Below are 15,367 nucleotides of genomic sequence, written 5' to 3'. Positions count from 1 at the left end.
TCATGTCCCTGATTCGCCTGATCGATTATTCGCTGATCTATCCAATGTTTCATGGCAGCGCGCGGTCGTTCAAGAAAAGTCTCTTCAAAGGCGTCAAGAGCAAGGTGACGGACCGGCAAAGTGCTGGTGGCAGCATTGTCAGCCAGTCAGACACGACTGTGGTTCTGGCTCTGAGCCAGCTCACCCTCACAATCGAGCCTGGTGAACGGGTCGGGCTTATCGGCCATAACGGGGCGGGCAAATCCACGCTTCTGCGCGCGCTTGCGGGGATCTATGAGTCGCCTCTGGGGGTTCTGCATGTCGAGGGCGATCTGCATGCGCTTCTGAGCCCGCAGGCAGGCATGAATACCGATCTCACGGGGCGTGAGAATATCAGGCTTTATGCGCGCTATATCGGCCTCGGCGACGCTGCCACGACTGCCCTGGAGGCTGATGTCGAGGCCTTCGCCGAACTCGGCGCTTTCCTGGACCTGCCTGTACGGCTCTATTCCTCAGGGATGGCGATCCGTCTCGGCTTCGGTCTTGCCACTGCGCCGCGTCCCGAGATCCTGCTGATGGATGAGTGGTTCATGGCGGGTGACTCCCATTTTCAGGAGAAGGCGCGCGAGCGCCTGACACGCCTTATCGAGCATGTGCGCATTCTGGTGATCACGTCGCACTCGCTCCCGATCCTTCTCAAATGGTGCACACGCATCATCTGGATGGAGGGCGGGCGCGTCCGTATGGACGGCCCGCCAGATCTGGTGATCGACGCCTACAAGGCCGTCAATCACGGCTGATCTCAGTCCTTGAAGATGCCAGTGATTGAGGCGAGCAGAGCAAGCGCTTCTTCACGCGGGCGCTGGAATGTATTGCGCCCGATGATCGAGCCGAAACCGCCACCGGCATGAATGCCGTGAATGGTGTCCAGCAGCGCATCGGTCGTTGCGTGCTCCCCGCCTGAGAAGATGACGATGCGACGCCCGGCGAAGGTCGATTGCACCACGTGGCGAACGCGCGCCTCCATGGTCGAGATGTCGATCTTCTGATCGAGATAGACGGCCTTGGCTGAGGGAAGCGAAAGCGCGTCGGTCGGGGGTTTGACCTTGATGATATGAGCGCCGCATTCGGCAGCCATATGGGCGGCATAGGCGCAGATATCGATCGCGGTCTCGCCTGCCTTGTCGAGCATCGGGCCACGGGGGTAGCTCCAGACGATCATGACCAGACCAGCGGCCTTGGCTTCCTGCGCCAGTTCGCGCAACTCGTTCATCTGGTCGAAACAGTATTCGCTGCCCGGATAGATGGTAAAGCCGATGGCCGAGCAGCCGAGGCGCAGCGCATCGGCCACCGTGCCGGTCACGGCCTGGTTCTTCTCGGTGGCCAGCGAGTTCGAGCTGTTGCATTTCAGGATCAGCGGGATCTGACCGGCGAAGGTCGATGCCCCGGCCTCAAGCATGCCGACGGGGGCGGCAAAGGCGTTGAGCCCAGCCTCGATGGCGAGGGAGAAATGATAATGGGGATCATAGGCAGGGGGATTGGCGGCGAAGGAGCGCGCAGGCCCATGCTCGAAACCCTGATCGACCGGCAGTATGACCAGCTTGCCTGTGCCTGCAAGGACGCCCGTATTCATCAGGCGGACGAGATTGGCCTTGGTACCGGGATTATCGGCTTCGTAATTGGCAAGAATGGCTTTGACCTGGGGTGTCAACGACATGCAACGCTCCTGTCTTTATTATTGGTCACCGGGGCGAACGCGGTGACCAGAGGACTATAACGCTTTCTAACTGTCGCCACCCTCATCCGTTTCTTACGATAGCCGAACTAGCCTTCACAGATTCGATAGTGGCTTTCGCGTCGATGCATCCCGCAAGGACCTGCTGCGTTCACGCGGCACCTCCGTCTGCGCCCTGCTGCGCCGTTTCCCGCCTCGGGAGAGGAGAAGGAGAGAGGAACCATGATGCGACATTTCGGCCTGCTTACCTGTCTCGCGGCTGGACACTGCCTGTTTGCCTCATCGGCATTCGCCACGCCGGTTGCGCTTACCCATGCCCGACTGATCGATGGTACCGGAGCGGATGTCCGGCCCGACATCACGCTCGTAATCGATCACGGGCAGATCGTATCGATCGGGCCAAGCCCCGATCCCGGAGTGAGGACGATCGACCTGCAGGGCAGGACAGTCATGCCGGCCCTGATCAGCGATCATAGCCATGTCGGACTGGTTGACGGCATGACCACGGCCTCGCGCAATTATACAAGGGCGATCATTCTGGCCGCGCTCGAACAATACAGGCGTTACGGCGTGCTGACGGTTACGGCGCTCGGCCTCAACAAATCACCGCTTTTCGATCAGCTGCGCCGTGAGCAGCACCAGGGGGTGAATCCCGGCGCCGATCTGTTTGGCGTCGATCAGGGTATCGGCGCGCCCGGCGGGATGCCGCCTGAGGCCATGGTCGAGAAAATGGGGCATGATCAGATCTTTCGTCCCCATACGCCACAGGAGGCGCGACAGGCGGTTGATCGCATGGCCGATGAAGGGACCGATTTCGTCAAGATATGGCTCGACGATCTGCATCTCACCAATCCCGCCAAGCCGCCCCTTCCTCTGCTTGGCGCAGCGGTATGGCAGGCCGCCATAGCCGAGGCGCATAAGCGCCATCTGCGTGTGGCGGTGCATATTCATGATCTCGACCTGGCCCATCAGGCTCTGGCTCACGGTGCGGATATTCTGGCCCATGGCGTGCGCGACAAGCCCGTCGATGCGGCGCTCGTCACCCAGCTGAAGAACGCCGGTGCATGGTATATTGCGACGCTTTCGCTCGATGAATCGACCTATTACTTTGCCGAGCACCCCGAGACCCTCGACCAGAGCGTCGCGCGTGACGCCATGTCACCCGCCCTTCGTGAAACGGTCGCTGACGAATCATGGCGCAAGACGACTCTGACAAAGTCCAGCGTTGCCGCGGCCCGTGCGGCTTTGGCCATGAACCAGCGCAATGTGCTCGCGCTTTATCGCAGCGGCGTTCATATCGGCTTCGGCACCGATTCCGGTGCGACCCCGCTGCGACTGCCAGGATTTGCAGAGCATCGGGAGCTGATCCTTCTGGTGCAGGCGGGGCTAACCCCTCTTCAGGCGATCAATCTCGCCACCCAGAAAGCTGCCGCCCTGCTCGGTTTGCAGGATCGTGGCGTGTTGGCGGTCGGAAAACGGGCCGATCTGCTGGTTATTGACGGCGCTCCTGATCGAACCATATCTGATATTGACCTGATTTCTCAGGTCTGGCAGCGCGGCACGCCTGTCTCTGACGGACTCGTTCCTAAAGGAAAGACACCATGAACCGTCACATCGGGGCTCTTCTGGGAGCAGCTCTTTTCGTTTCTCCCTCGCTCGCCCTTGCACAACAGGCGCCAGTCATGTCTCCCGGGCACTATGCCGATGGTACCGGAAACAGCGTGATCGACAGGCTGAATGCCTCTCAGCTCAATGACAATTACAAAGGCCCCTATTATCATCACGGTGAGGCGCCCCCCGCGTTCAGGCCGGTTCCGCTCCCTCCCGAGCCACCGCCGCCGCCGCGTCACCCGCCCCGTCACCGCCCGCATCCTCACGCAATGCATCCGGGGCACGATATGGGGCATGACCAACCAATGGCTCCGCCACGCTGAGACGGTCGTTTGATGATCCATGCCGTCATTCTGGCAGGGGGCAGGGGGAGCAGGCTCGGCGGCTGTGACAAGCCGCTCCTTCCTTATGGACGAGGGACGCTTCTCGATACGATACTGGAGCGTCTTTCCCCTCAGGTTTCGACGATAGCCCTCGCGATCAGGGGCGATCAGACGGCTTATTCAGGCTATGACCTGCCCGCTCTGAAAGATGTATGGACCGATCAAGGGCCGCTCATCGGCCTTCTTTCCGCTCTGGAATGGGGGCGGAGCATGGGGGCCAGAGAGGTTCTGACCCTTCCCGGCGATACGCCCTTCATACCGATGGATCTCGTCTCGCGGCTCTCACCGGGTCCATCCTGCGCGATGAGCGGCGGGAGGCGTCATCCACTTGTTGCTGTCTGGCCAATCGCGAGCCTCTCCTTGCTTCGCGAATATCTCGTCAGCGCACACGCCTGTGGAGACCCCCGTCTTCTCGCTGTGTGGCGTTTCGCCGAGAAAATCGGCATGCGCGACGTGTCGTTCGAGGATCAGCCGGAAGACCCGTTTTTCAACATCAACACGCCAGCAGATGTTGCGACCCTCAACTTCCGTTCTCCTCTGATCGGCTAGATCAGGTCGAACTCCTGCAAGGCAGGCACGAAATTCTCGTTCTCATGGCGTGAGCGGGCGAGTTTGACCAACACGAAGCGTTGCAAGGGATCGAGCGTCTGCCAGACGGTCAGGCTCGGGGGCTGCACGTCGTCCCGTAGGGCCTGAGCCAGGACGCAATCTGGCACGGAACATGTATCGCGCCAGAGAAGATCATCGTTGCTGGCAAGCGCTTTGGGCGGCTCGTCGCAATGCGCAGCGATGAGTGCCACGAGCAGGTCGTGATAGGCGGCTTGGTCCGGCGCCGTCTCGCAGGGGCGATGCAACAAATCGCGACGCGTGTGCGGGGGGAACTGGCTCCATTGGCGCAGGCTCAACTTGATGCCACAGCAATCGAGTTTGAGACGCACCCTCATCGGAATGCAGTGAAGCGTACCGGCAAAGTCCTGCTCGAAGGCGAAAAAATCGGCATGGGGGTCAAAACTCATAAGGCACTCAACTCAACTGCTTCCGGTTTGATCAGGCGGTGCGCGCCGCAGAAAATGGCGAAGCGGTCGGGGCGGGCATTGCCGATGAGCGTCATGTCGGCCTTGCGCGCAATCTGTATGGCGCGGTCGGTGGGAGAGGACATCGCCACCAATGTCGAAATGCCCAGCGTCAACGCCTTCTCGATCATGTCGTAGGAGCAGCGACTGGTGATGAGGCAGAAGCCGCGCCCAGGGTCGCGTGGTGACTGGCTGAGAATGCCGATGAGCTTGTCGAGGGCATTATGCCGCCCGACATCCTCACGCACATAATGGATTACCCCGTCGGGTGCGGCCCAGGCGGCCGCGTGAACCATGCGAACCTTCTTGTTCAGCACCTGCAATTCGGGCAGGGCGCCAAGCGCCTTGCAGATGGCGGGTACCGGGATGCTATGGGCGGGCAGGCTCGATGTGGAGGTTGCAATGTCCTCCAGATCGGTCACGCCGCACAATCCGCAGCTGCTGCTGCCGGTCAAAAGCCGCTGTCCTCTGCGGATCAGGCGGCTGAAATCGCTGCCCGGAATGCGGATATGGGCTGAAAGCTGACCTTCATGCCGCTCTATGTGACAGGAGATCAGATCCGATGGCGAAGCGATGATTTTCTCGGTCAAAACGAAACCGAGCACGAAATCATGCAGATCGAGCGGTGTCACCATCATCACCGCGTGAACATGGAATTCGTTGAAAATCAGCGTCAGTGGCGTCTCTTCCGCGATGCCGAGTTCGATGCGCTCCTGCAAGCCGTCGGGCCCGATGGCAATGGCATGGCGAAGCAGATGCGCGGCAGCGAGACTGTCTGGGCGTATCGTCATGGCGCCCTCGCTGCTGAGATGACACGCACAGGGATCGATTTGGCAGCCGGAGTGCCGCTGATTTCGTCATAATGATTGAGCGGCAGAAGCGGGTTGAGTTCGGGGTAATATCCGGCAATCGCCCCGCGCGGTATCGGATAGGCGATGGCCACCAGATCGTCCACGCGGCGGGTAATGCCGTCTGTCGAAAGCGTTTCGAGACTGACGACCATTTCCTGCTCGAGACCGCGCTCCTCCATATCGTCGTTATTCATGAAGACAACCATGCGGGTATTATAGATGCCGCGATAGCGATCGTTCATGCTGTAGATGGTGGTATTGAACTGGTCATGCGAGCGTATGGTCGACAGGCGCAGCATGGTGTCATCTTCGACCATATCATCGACAGCAAGACCCGGGAAAAGCAGGAATTGCGCCTTCCCAGACGGGGTTTTCCATACCCGGCGGCGCGGGGGGATATCGAGATGGAAACCCTGCTTGTTGCGTATACGCGCGTTGAAATCGGCATAGATCTCCGGGTAGACGGCGGCGATCCGGTCGCGGATCAACCCGTAATCGGTAGAAAACAGCGCCCAGGGGATCGTGCTGTCAGGCAGGGTTGCCTGCGCCATGCCACACACGATGGCGACCTCCGAGAGCAGGTCGGGGCTGGCGGGCTCCAGAACACCGCGTGATGCCGTGACATTCGACATGGCATCTTCGATGGTAATGAATTGCTCGCCCGTCGCCTGACGATCGATCTCCGAGCGCGCGATGACCGGCAGGATCAGCGCATCGCGCCCGTGCACGATATGGCCGCGATTGAGCTTCGTTGCGATTCCGACGGTAAGGCTGAGGCGTCGCATCGCCTCATAGGCGCGCGGCGTGTCGGGAATAGCGTGAATGAAATTGCCACCCATACCGATAAAGACCCTGGCTGTGCCCGCCAGCATCGCCTCGACGGACTCGACCGCATGATGACCATGGGCGCGCGGCGGTTCGAAACCGAACACATCGCGCAGACGGTCGAGATAGGCCTGGGTCGGTTTTTCGTCGATGCCGACCGTGCGGTCGCCTTGCACGTTAGAATGGCCGCGAATGGGGGCGATACCGGCGCCTTTCTTGCCGAAATTGCCCCGCAGCATCAGAAAGGCCGCAATCTGCTGGATCATGCGCGCGCCCTGCTGATGCTGGGTGATGCCCATACCGAAGCAGATGATCGTGGCCTTCGACTGAGCATAGATAGAGGCAGCCCGCATGATCTGGGCTTTTTCGATACCCGAAATGCGCTCGATTTCGTCCCATTCCTGCTGCATCACTTCGTCGCGTAGCGCGGCAAATCCTTCCGTATGCGTCTCGATGAAAGCGTGGTCGAGAACCTGCTCTCCTAACGCTTCACGCTCGAAAAGCGCTTTCATCATGCCCTTGAAAAAAGCGAGATCGCCGCCAATGCGGATATGCACGAACTCCGTGGCGATGGCGGTCGAGCCGCCGGTTGCCATGGTCACGGGGTCCTGCGGCTCGGTGAAACGGATCAGCGCCCGCTCCGGCATGGGGTTGACCACGACGATCGGTACGTTGCGTTTGCGGGCATGGGCGAGCAGCCCCATCATGCGCGGCGAATTGGTGCCCGTATTCTGCCCGACGATGAAAATGGCCTCGGCGTGGTCGAAATCATCCATCACCACCGTGCCCTTGCCGACGCCTATGGCACCGGGCAGCCCGCGGCTGGTGGGCTCGTGACACATATTCGAGCAATCGGGAAAATTGTTGGTGCCGTAAGCGCGGATGAACACCGAATAGAGAAAAGCTGCTTCGTTCGACGTGCGGCCCGAAGTGTAGAACTCGGCCTGATCGGGAGAGTCGAGCTGACGCAGATGGGTGCCGACAAGATCGAAAGCCGCCTGCCATGTGCAGGGAACGTAATGATCCGTCTGCGGATCGTAACGCATTGGCTCGGTCAGCCGCCCCTGTTCCTCAAGCCAGTAATCGCTTTTTGCAGCAAGCTCGGTCACGCTGTGCTCGGCAAAAAAAGCGCGCGTAACCCGTCGTTTCGTCGCTTCTACGGCGAGCGCCTTCACGCCGTTTTCGCAGAATTCGATCTTCTTGTGATGTGTCGGATCGGGGAAGGCACAGCTCGGGCATTTGAATCCGCCCGGCTGATTCATCGAAAGCAGGGCGCGTGAACCCTTGCTTACAACGCTCTGTTCCAGAAGGGCTTTTGCCGTCGCCTTGACTGCTCCCCAACCCCCTGCCGGATGGTGATACGGCTTGAAGATGGTCTTGCGATCGGGCATCGGGCGGTTCTCCGTATTATGGGCAGCGCCTGCCACCATATACGCATGAACCTTTCCAACGCCCGAATCGCTCCCTCATATCTGCGTGAAGCCGATCAGAAGCTGCTGACCACCGAGAAGAACGTGCCGCGCCTTTGTCCGTATTGCGCCTGAGTGACCCCCACGCCGCTGCCATCGCGGATCTGGTAGCGATGGTCGAACAGGTTGACCACGTCGGCGCGCAGCTTGAGGCTATGTCCGACCGGCACCTTGGTAAAAGTATGGGCATAGCCGATGTTGAACACGGCATAAGACGGCTGTTTTTCCAGATTGGCAAAGCCACTGCGCAGGCCGTAGCCGTAGAGAAAATCGAGATAGGCCATGTCATGCTTGTTGGCGTAGGACACGCCTGCCGATGAGGTGAATTCGCCTTGGTGATCGAGCTGGATGCCATGGCGCCTGACGTAATCCAGTTCGGCGACTTCGAACTGATATTGCGCCGAGTTGATGTCTTTCGCCCAGGTTTTGACGAAAGAGAAATTGCCATAGACCGACCAGCCGCCATGTCGCCAGGAATTGCCGATTTCGGCGCCATAGACCCGGCCGCGACGATAGCTGAACGGCGCGAGAATGACCGCCCGGCCGAATTGTCCCAGATCGCCCTGATCATGCGCCCATTTGCCATAGGCATCGATCGTGATCTGGTAATCGCGGGTCACATGCTGAAGAATGCCGACATCGACGTAATGCGATTTCTCCACCCTCGTCGGCGTATTCTGCATTGTCTGCGGCTCATTCGTGGTGCCGGCAAATTTGGCGAGCGTCGCATCCGAAATATATTGCGGCGAGGGCGGTGCGAAAAAGCGCGAATAGCCGAAATGGACCGTGGTCGTTTTCGACGCCTTCCAGACCATATTGGCGCGTGGGCTGAGCTGACCCTCATTATGGAACGATGAGGCGAAGCGGTCGTAGCGCAGCCCATAGTTGAACGTTAGCTTGGGCGTGATGTGGAATTCGTCCTGGATATAGGCGCCCGCCTCGACTGCCCAATTTCCACTGTTATCGATGATCCGTCTCGGATCGATTGAACTCTGCTCGCCTGCCTCGTCGATCGGGAAGGCCAGCGTGTTCGTGTCGAGGCGCTCGGAAGTATATTGCCCGAGCAGACCGAAGCGCAGCACGTGATGGGGGGCGATGTCATAGGAGGTGTCGAATTGCAGCCCGCCTGTCGTGAAGTCGTTCACCTCATGTTGCGAGATGCCGGAAAAGGCGAGATCGCGATTTGGATCGTTGCGATAACCGATACGGCCATAGCGGAAATAGGGCGAAACCTGCAGGTTCATCTTGTCGGTGCTGCGCTGATAGGACAGCACGGCATAGTAGTTCTGCTCGGTCTGTCCATTGCGTAGCAGACGCGATTGGATGCCCTGATCGTCGGGAGCTATCGTGGAGGACTGGTAGAGGATCGGCAGACCGGTCGTGTTGGGTAGTTGAAAGTCCGAATAGGAGGCGCTGGTCAGAAGACTGACACGGCTTTCGTCATCGAGCTGATAGGCCAGATAGCCGAAGCCTTTTTCCTGCTGGGTGAAATCATGGGTCGCCCGGAAAGCATTTGTCGGGTTCTCGATGCCGATATCGTTGCGGTTATAGGAGGCTGTAACGAAATAATCCCAGCGATCCTTCGATCCGCCAAGCTGCAAAGAGGGGATGAACGTGTTGTAGCTCCCCCCATAGAGCGAAACCTGATTGTTCTTCAGAGTATCGCCCGTCTTGGTCTTCACATCCACCACGCCCGAGGTGCGAAAGCCGAACTGGGCAGGTAGCGTGCCCGTCAGCAGATCGACGGACTGGATGATACGGCTGTCGAGTTCCTGTCCGAAGCCGTTAAGCCCCTCAGGCAGCAATACACCGTTAACGCGATAGGTCAGCCCGCCGTGTTCGCCACGGACATGAACCTCGCCATAGGAGTCCATCACCACACCCGGCAGGCGCAGCAAAATCTGGCTGAAGGCGGCGTTTTCGCCTCCCGGCGTGACCTGTATCTGCCTCTGATCGATACCGTACGAGACGGCGCCCAGACCCGGCGCAATGCGCCCGCGCACCTGATCGAGATGGGCGGTCACTGTGATATCTTCCCGACCGGGCGGCAGCTGTGCCGTCGCCTGACCGCCCGCTGCGGGCGAGCGCGGCGGGGCGCTGTCAGCCCTTTTCTGTGCGTTCGACGAAGCAATTGCAGGAGGTGATTTTGTCGAAGCGGACGGGCTTGTCGTCGCGCGCGATGAGTGCGGATCGGGCATGGGTTTTGCCTTCTGCACCTCCTGCGGCGATGCTGCCGTCAACGCTCGCCCGTTTTGCGTCTTCCCATCCGCCGCTTTTGCCTCTGCTGTTGCAAGACACAGAAGGCACGGCCCGGCGAGAACCGATCCCATCAAAACCGGCTTGAGGAAAACCGGGGCGAGCGCGCTTACGGAACGAAAATAAGCAGATGTTTTAAGGAATCCCTTAAGCTTTTTTGAATAGCAATTGCTATATTGCGAAACGTAAGGGGGCATGGCTTGGTCTTTCAACGCGTTTCAGAAGGGGAAAGGAGAGCCTCGCCTCAGGCGGCGAGGGTGTCGTAGAGCAGTTTGAAGTTGAGAAGCAGGATGATTGCAGCCACAGCCCACGAAAGAGCCTTCATGCCGGGAGAGATCGTAAAGCGGCCCATCTTGCGTCTGTCGGACACGAACATCACCAGCGGGATGACAGCAAAGGGAAGTTGTAGCGACAGCACGACCTGGCTGAAAATAAGCAGCTTGCCTACGCCATGATCGCCGTAGAGAGCTGTCACGGCGATGACGGGCAGAATGGCCAGGCCGCGCGTGATCAGACGACGCGCCCAATGCGGGATGGTGAGGTGCAGAAAACCTTCCATCACGATCTGTCCGGCCAGTGTGCCGGTGATGGTGGAATTGGTACCTGCCGCCAGAAGCGCAATGGCGAAAAGCGTCGAGGCGATGCCCATGCCCAGAACCGGAGAGAGCAGGCGATAGGCGTCTTCTATCTCAGCCACATCCTGATGGCCGGTGCCGTGGAAAGCAGCGGCAGACACGATGAGAATGGCGGCGTTGATAAACAGCGCCAGCATGAGGGCCACGGTGCTGTCGAGCGTTGCCCAGCGTAGCGCATCCTTGCGGCCCGCATCGTTACGCCTGTAATCGCGTGTCTGGACAATGGAGGAATGCAGATAGAGATTATGCGGCATGACCGTCGCACCGATAATCCCGATGGCGATGTAGAGCATCGCGGGGTTGGTGACGACGCTGGCCCGTGGCAGGAAGCCGCCCAGAACCGAGGCCACAGGAGGGGAGGCGGCTATTATCTGCACGCCAAAACATACGGCGATGACGCTCAGAAGCGCGATGATGAACGCTTCGAGATAACGGAACCCGCGATTCATCAGAAGCAGCACAATCAGCGCGTCGAATGCCGATATCAGCGCGCCGAAAAGCAGCGGGATATGAAACAGCAATTGCAGCGCCACCGCCGTGCCTATGACTTCGGCCAGATCGCAGGCGATGATGGCCAGTTCGCAGGTAAACCACAGAACGAAAGATATGGCGGGAGAGAAATGATCGCGGCAGGCCTGTGCCAGATCGCGTCCGGTCACGATGCCCAGTCGTGCGGCGAGAGCCTGCAGCAATATGGCCATCAGGTTCGAAATCATGATGACCGAAAGCAGGGTATAGCCGAATTGCGCCCCGCCCTGCAGGTCGGTCGCCCAGTTGCCGGGGTCCATATACCCCACGGCCACCATATAGCCCGGTCCGACAAATGACAGAAAACGTCTTAGCCAGCCTGCGCCTTCAGGCGCCACACGGATGGACGAGAAGACTTCAGGCAGGCTGTGCCCGTCGGCGCCGAGCGCGCGCGTAAAGCGCCATGGCGTGCGCTTTAGGCCGGATCGGTCGGTTCCGATGTCTTCGGTTCCGGTCTGGTTGGGGCAGGTTCCCTGTGCGGGCGGGGGGCATGACATGGGGCGCTACTCAAACCTAAGGCTTATCAATATGCAATATGCTATATTAATCGAAAGCGATTATTCTGGACCGATAACGTCCTGTTGATGAAGTGGTTGGCTTTTGCCCTCTGTCAATGGCGGGGCTGCTGCGATCTGTTGCCCTAAGGGAACAGGTCTGGCGTTTAAGGTGTTAAGGCGATAGCGTTAAATGAGAACGATTCGCATAAAGAGCCTGGATTGCGCTACAGCAAGGAGTGTTTCGCCATGTTATGCACCGCCCCTGTCTCAGACGTCTCATTGGCAACGCTGCGTGGTGTTCCAGAAACCATGCTGATTACGCTGGCGGCGCGTGTTCTTGCCCCCGAACTGGCGCCCGATCTCGGGTTTCGTGACCGCACGGCAGAGGCGGTGGCGGCGCGGCTGGGTTTCGATCCGTCACGCTTTGCCGCCGATCGGAAATCGATGCGCGGGACCATTTTGCGCGCGAGATGGTTCGACAGTGTCATCGAAACCTGGCTGGCGCGTCATCCGGGCACGCTCTGTCTGAGTTTTGGATCGGGGCTGGATATGCGTCAGAACCGCCTGAACAATATCGATGCGGCGCTATGGTACGATATCGAACTGCCCGAAATCCTGGCTCTGCGCGAGCGGGTCCGGCAGCAGGGGATGATCGGCACCGGGCTGGTAAGCGATGAGCCGGGATTGTGGCTCGATGCCTTGCCGCACAGCCCCGGCCAGCCCATTCTGTTTTTCGCCGAGGGTGTACTGATGTATCTGCCACCCGAGATGGTGTGGCGTCTGCTCACCAGAATCAGGGATTTCGCCGCCGCGAGAAACGCACCGCTCGGCATTCTGTTCGACTATGTCTCGCCTTTCGTCTCCAAGCACGCGCACAGCAATCCGAGCGTGCGTCAGACAGGAGCGCATTTCGACTGGAGCCTGCGTAGTCCGCAGGAGGTGTCGCTGCGGCTTCCCGGTCTCGTGCTGCGTGAGGAATGCGATCTGGCGCGCGATATTAGTTGGGGTGCAAGCTGTGTATCGCGTGTCCATGCACTTCTGACGCGTGGGTCGCGGCTCTGCGGGGCGGCCCTGTTCGAAGCCCGGATTGGCGATTCCTGATCAGCCTCCATCAGGCGGGGCAGTGAGGGAGCCTAGCCCGCGGGCAAGGGCGCGGTCGAAGGCGGCGAGTGTTTCGTCGCTGACATAATGCTCGATCCCTTCGGCGTCGACGCGCAGGGTCTCCTCGCTGATGCCGAGAGCGCGAAGAAAACTCTCGACGATGCGATGACGGTTCTTGGCCTCATCGGCCACGCTCTGCCCTTTCTCGGTCAGAAAGACACCGCGATAGGGGCGGCGATGCACGTAGCCCTCGCTCGACAGGCGCGTCAGCATCTTGGCGACAGTGGGCTGCGACACACCCAGACGGGTGGCGATATCGACCTGTCTTGCCTCCCGACCTTCAGCCAGAAGATCGGCAATCAGTTCGACATAATCCTCGATCAGCGCATTGCGCCGGGCCGCACGATTGAGGCGGAACCCTTCGGATTGCGTATCCACGTCAGGAAGTGTGACCTCCGACATTGCCCTGGGCTCGTCCGTATGATCGCTGGGTTTCATGATGCCGCCTGTCATGATGCCGTCATCGCAGATTAGGCGGTCGATCTCAACCGGCCTGATACGGCGGAGGCGTTGTCTGGCTGGCCTCGCCATGTCATGTCTGTGCCACCCGATAAGGCGCCAGGCAGGAAGGACAGGATATGGCCGATCTCGACAGCATCGTTGCCGAAATCGCGCATGACATGCGTGGCATTACCGAACGCGGTCACGTCGCCGATTACATTCCGCCTCTGGCCTGTGTCGATCCGGGGAAATTCGGCATTGCCGTTATGGATGCCGGTGGCGGCGCGCATGTGGCGGGCGATGCCGATGAGGCGTTTTCGATCCAGAGTCTGTCAAAGGTCTTTGGGCTGACGCTTGCGATTACGCTTGAGGGCAGCGCGCTGTGGACCCGTGTGCGGCAAGAGCCATCAGGCAGCGCCTTCAACTCCATTGTGCAGCTCGAAAGCGAGCAGGGAATCCCCCGTAACCCGTTCATCAATGCCGGGGCGATCGTGATTTCTGATATTCTGGTGTCGCAGCTTGGTCGGCTGGGGGCCCGGCAGGCTCTGCTCGATTTCGCCCTTTCACAATCCGGCGCGCCGGAAGGCCTCTTTATCGACGAGAACATGGCGCAGCAGGAGCGTGAGACCGGGTTTCGTAACGCGGCTCTGGCCAATTACATGCGCACTTTCGGCAACATCCGAAACCCGATCGAAGACACGCTCGATCTTTATTTCCACCAATGTGCCCTGACCATGTCCTGCCGCCAGCTTGCAGGTATTGGCGGCTATCTCATGACAGGCGGGGTGGATCTGCATTCGGGTCGTATGGTCACCTCCGTGTCCAATACGCGCACGATCATGGCGCTGATGATGATGTGCGGCCATTATGACGGTTCAGGCGCCTTTGCGATCCGGGTGGGGTTGCCCGGCAAATCCGGCGTGGGCGGCGGCATTCTGGCCATTGCGCCGGGTCTTGCCTCGGTTGCGGTCTGGTCGCCGGGGCTGAACGCTCAGGGCAACTCGCTGCTCGGCACTCTGGCGCTGGAGAAACTGGTGCAGAAAACGGGCTGGTCGGTCTTTAACCCGTTTCCGCTCTCGGTTCAGAAAATTACCTGATCTGTCAGAAGGAAAAGTCGCATGAGCAAAATAACCCAGTTCTCGACGATCGGCGCCCTGATGGCCGGGCATTTTCGCGGCGAGGCGCCGCTCTCGGCATTCTGCTCGCATCGGGCGTTCGGCCTCGGTTGTTCTGCTGAAATCAGCGGCGAGCTGACCATTCATGAAGGACAGGTGCATGAGGCGACAGCCGGTGAGGCACTGCATTGCCTATCGCGCGAAACCGAGATTCCCTTCATTCAGGTGACGGATTATACGCCGCAACAGGAGCGGGCGGTGACGTCCATCAACCACGAAAATGCGCAGGCGCAGCTCAGCCGATTTATTCGACCCGATAACATCTTTCTGGCGGTCTCCATCGGCGGCTGTTTCGAGCATCTCATACTGCGCCGTCCTCATCGCGCCGATGGTGGCAGCCGTAGCGTGGATGAGGTTGCCGCGTCGCAAAAGGTGGATCGTCACGAAGGGATCGCAGGACGCCTGATCGGCTTCTGGACGCCCGAATTATTCGGGCGTGTTTCTGTTCCGGGCTTTCATTTTCACTTTCTTGACGAGACTTCGCAGATCAGCGGTCATGTTCTCGAGTTTTCAGCACAGAAAGCTGTTTTGAGCTTTGAGGAAAAAACAACGATTGAAATCGTAAATCCGGCAAGCGCTGCCTTCCGGGCCCTCGAAATCGATGTTGGCGCGCTCGATGAGATGATTCATCGTATCGAGAAGTAGCGATCAGGTCTGACCGTCGGTCAGCGAGGCATAAGGGTCATCCGAATTGCGGGATGGATGTATCCTCTGTTGTCGGGCTTGCGCCCGGCGCAAGTCGGTAATC

The 15,367-nt window shown here is 59.5% G+C and carries 14 protein-coding genes; 7 read left to right on the top strand and 7 right to left on the bottom strand.

The window, feature by feature from the left end; all coding sequences use genetic code 11:
- Positions 1-2 precede the first annotated feature (2 nt).
- The gene (locus ABHV46_RS05550; protein WP_438383456.1) at positions 3-779 is read left to right on the top strand and encodes an ABC transporter ATP-binding protein; all 777 of its coding nucleotides are present in this window, start codon (positions 3-5) and stop codon (positions 777-779) included.
- A 2-nt stretch (positions 780-781) separates the two neighbouring features.
- Here the strand turns inward: ABHV46_RS05550 and ABHV46_RS05545 are convergent, their stop codons facing one another.
- Positions 782-1,696 carry a class I fructose-bisphosphate aldolase gene (locus ABHV46_RS05545; RefSeq protein ID WP_438383452.1) on the bottom strand — a complete coding sequence of 305 codons (915 nt, stop codon included), beginning with the start codon at positions 1,694-1,696 and terminating at the stop codon, positions 782-784.
- A gap of 240 nt (positions 1,697-1,936) precedes the next feature.
- Here ABHV46_RS05545 and ABHV46_RS05540 point away from each other — a divergent pair, with 240 nt between their 5' ends.
- From ABHV46_RS05540 to ABHV46_RS05530, 3 genes are read left to right on the top strand one after another with little or no spacing between them, the layout of a single operon-like run.
- Positions 1,937-3,319 (top strand): amidohydrolase family protein, encoded by a 1,383-nt coding sequence (locus ABHV46_RS05540; protein ID WP_438383450.1) that lies wholly within the window; start codon positions 1,937-1,939, stop codon positions 3,317-3,319.
- Positions 3,316-3,648 (top strand): hypothetical protein, encoded by a 333-nt coding sequence (locus ABHV46_RS05535; protein ID WP_438383448.1) that lies wholly within the window; start codon positions 3,316-3,318, stop codon positions 3,646-3,648. Before ABHV46_RS05540 ends, ABHV46_RS05535 begins: the two co-directional genes overlap by 4 nt.
- A 12-nt stretch (positions 3,649-3,660) precedes the next feature.
- Positions 3,661-4,257 (top strand): molybdenum cofactor guanylyltransferase, encoded by a 597-nt coding sequence (locus tag ABHV46_RS05530; protein ID WP_438383446.1) that lies wholly within the window; start codon positions 3,661-3,663, stop codon positions 4,255-4,257.
- On the opposite strand, the gene ABHV46_RS05525 is transcribed toward ABHV46_RS05530, so the two are convergent.
- The 5 genes from ABHV46_RS05525 to ABHV46_RS05505 all read right to left on the bottom strand — a co-directional run bounded on the left by ABHV46_RS05525 (position 4,254) and on the right by ABHV46_RS05505 (position 11,842).
- Positions 4,254-4,724, bottom strand: coding sequence for a nitrate reductase associated protein (locus tag ABHV46_RS05525; RefSeq protein WP_438383444.1), 471 nt, complete (start codon positions 4,722-4,724; stop codon positions 4,254-4,256). The two genes, ABHV46_RS05530 and ABHV46_RS05525, sit on opposite strands and share 4 nt — an antisense overlap.
- Positions 4,721-5,572 carry a formate dehydrogenase accessory sulfurtransferase FdhD gene (gene fdhD / locus ABHV46_RS05520; protein WP_438383442.1) on the bottom strand — a complete coding sequence of 284 codons (852 nt, stop codon included), beginning with the start codon at positions 5,570-5,572 and terminating at the stop codon, positions 4,721-4,723. The genes ABHV46_RS05525 and fdhD overlap by 4 nt, the downstream gene beginning before the upstream one ends.
- Positions 5,569-7,848 (bottom strand): FdhF/YdeP family oxidoreductase, encoded by a 2,280-nt coding sequence (locus ABHV46_RS05515; protein WP_438383440.1) that lies wholly within the window; start codon positions 7,846-7,848, stop codon positions 5,569-5,571. The genes fdhD and ABHV46_RS05515 overlap by 4 nt, the downstream gene beginning before the upstream one ends.
- 95 nt (positions 7,849-7,943) lie before the next feature.
- Positions 7,944-10,124, bottom strand: coding sequence for a TonB-dependent receptor (locus ABHV46_RS05510; RefSeq protein ID WP_438383437.1), 2,181 nt, complete (start codon positions 10,122-10,124; stop codon positions 7,944-7,946).
- Between the two features lie 302 nt (positions 10,125-10,426).
- A complete protein-coding gene (locus ABHV46_RS05505) occupies positions 10,427-11,842 on the bottom strand; it encodes an Nramp family divalent metal transporter (RefSeq protein ID WP_438383434.1) in 1,416 nt (471 codons plus the stop codon).
- A 246-nt stretch (positions 11,843-12,088) separates the two neighbouring features.
- Between ABHV46_RS05505 and ABHV46_RS05500 the strand changes: the two genes are divergently transcribed.
- The gene (locus ABHV46_RS05500) at positions 12,089-12,943 is read left to right on the top strand and encodes a class I SAM-dependent methyltransferase (RefSeq protein ID WP_438383432.1); all 855 of its coding nucleotides are present in this window, start codon (positions 12,089-12,091) and stop codon (positions 12,941-12,943) included.
- Here the strand turns inward: ABHV46_RS05500 and mntR are convergent, their stop codons facing one another.
- Positions 12,944-13,405: a manganese-binding transcriptional regulator MntR gene (mntR, locus tag ABHV46_RS05495; RefSeq protein ID WP_438384274.1), complete on the bottom strand. Its 462-nt coding sequence runs from the start codon at positions 13,403-13,405 to the stop codon at positions 12,944-12,946.
- A gap of 176 nt (positions 13,406-13,581) precedes the next feature.
- On the opposite strand from mntR, the gene ABHV46_RS05490 reads away from it, so the two are divergent.
- Both ABHV46_RS05490 and ABHV46_RS05485 read left to right on the top strand, forming a co-directional pair.
- Complete coding sequence (locus ABHV46_RS05490) at positions 13,582-14,541, top strand: glutaminase (protein WP_438383431.1); 960 nt, start codon at positions 13,582-13,584, stop codon at positions 14,539-14,541.
- Positions 14,542-14,562: 21 nt separating this feature from the next.
- Positions 14,563-15,264, top strand: coding sequence for an acetolactate decarboxylase (locus tag ABHV46_RS05485; protein ID WP_438383429.1), 702 nt, complete (start codon positions 14,563-14,565; stop codon positions 15,262-15,264).
- The last annotated feature ends 103 nt before the right edge of the window (positions 15,265-15,367 follow it).

It is taken from the genome of Asaia sp. BMEF1, assembly GCF_051628905.1.
Classification (GTDB): domain Bacteria; phylum Pseudomonadota; class Alphaproteobacteria; order Acetobacterales; family Acetobacteraceae; genus Asaia.
This window is presented reverse-complemented; position numbering and strand designations above follow the sequence as displayed.

Bases quoted from the DNA above. Each gene is read 5' to 3' on its own strand.
- ABHV46_RS05530 (WP_438383446.1), top strand. From the start codon at position 3,661: ATGATCCATGCCGTCATTCTGGCAGGGGGCAGGGGGAGCAGGCTCGGC.
- ABHV46_RS05490 (WP_438383431.1), top strand. From the start codon at position 13,582: ATGGCCGATCTCGACAGCATCGTTGCCGAAATCGCGCATGACATGCGT.
- ABHV46_RS05485 (WP_438383429.1), top strand. From the start codon at position 14,563: ATGAGCAAAATAACCCAGTTCTCGACGATCGGCGCCCTGATGGCCGGG.
- ABHV46_RS05540 (WP_438383450.1), top strand. From the start codon at position 1,937: ATGATGCGACATTTCGGCCTGCTTACCTGTCTCGCGGCTGGACACTGC.
- ABHV46_RS05510 (WP_438383437.1), bottom strand. From the start codon at position 10,124: ATGCCCGATCCGCACTCATCGCGCGCGACGACAAGCCCGTCCGCTTCG.
- mntR (WP_438384274.1), bottom strand. From the start codon at position 13,405: ATGTCGGAGGTCACACTTCCTGACGTGGATACGCAATCCGAAGGGTTC.
- ABHV46_RS05545 (WP_438383452.1), bottom strand. From the start codon at position 1,696: ATGTCGTTGACACCCCAGGTCAAAGCCATTCTTGCCAATTACGAAGCC.
- ABHV46_RS05515 (WP_438383440.1), bottom strand. From the start codon at position 7,848: ATGCCCGATCGCAAGACCATCTTCAAGCCGTATCACCATCCGGCAGGG.
- fdhD (WP_438383442.1), bottom strand. From the start codon at position 5,572: ATGACGATACGCCCAGACAGTCTCGCTGCCGCGCATCTGCTTCGCCAT.
- ABHV46_RS05505 (WP_438383434.1), bottom strand. From the start codon at position 11,842: ATGTCATGCCCCCCGCCCGCACAGGGAACCTGCCCCAACCAGACCGGA.
- ABHV46_RS05535 (WP_438383448.1), top strand. From the start codon at position 3,316: ATGAACCGTCACATCGGGGCTCTTCTGGGAGCAGCTCTTTTCGTTTCT.
- ABHV46_RS05525 (WP_438383444.1), bottom strand. From the start codon at position 4,724: ATGAGTTTTGACCCCCATGCCGATTTTTTCGCCTTCGAGCAGGACTTT.
- ABHV46_RS05550 (WP_438383456.1), top strand. From the start codon at position 3: ATGTCCCTGATTCGCCTGATCGATTATTCGCTGATCTATCCAATGTTT.
- ABHV46_RS05500 (WP_438383432.1), top strand. From the start codon at position 12,089: ATGTTATGCACCGCCCCTGTCTCAGACGTCTCATTGGCAACGCTGCGT.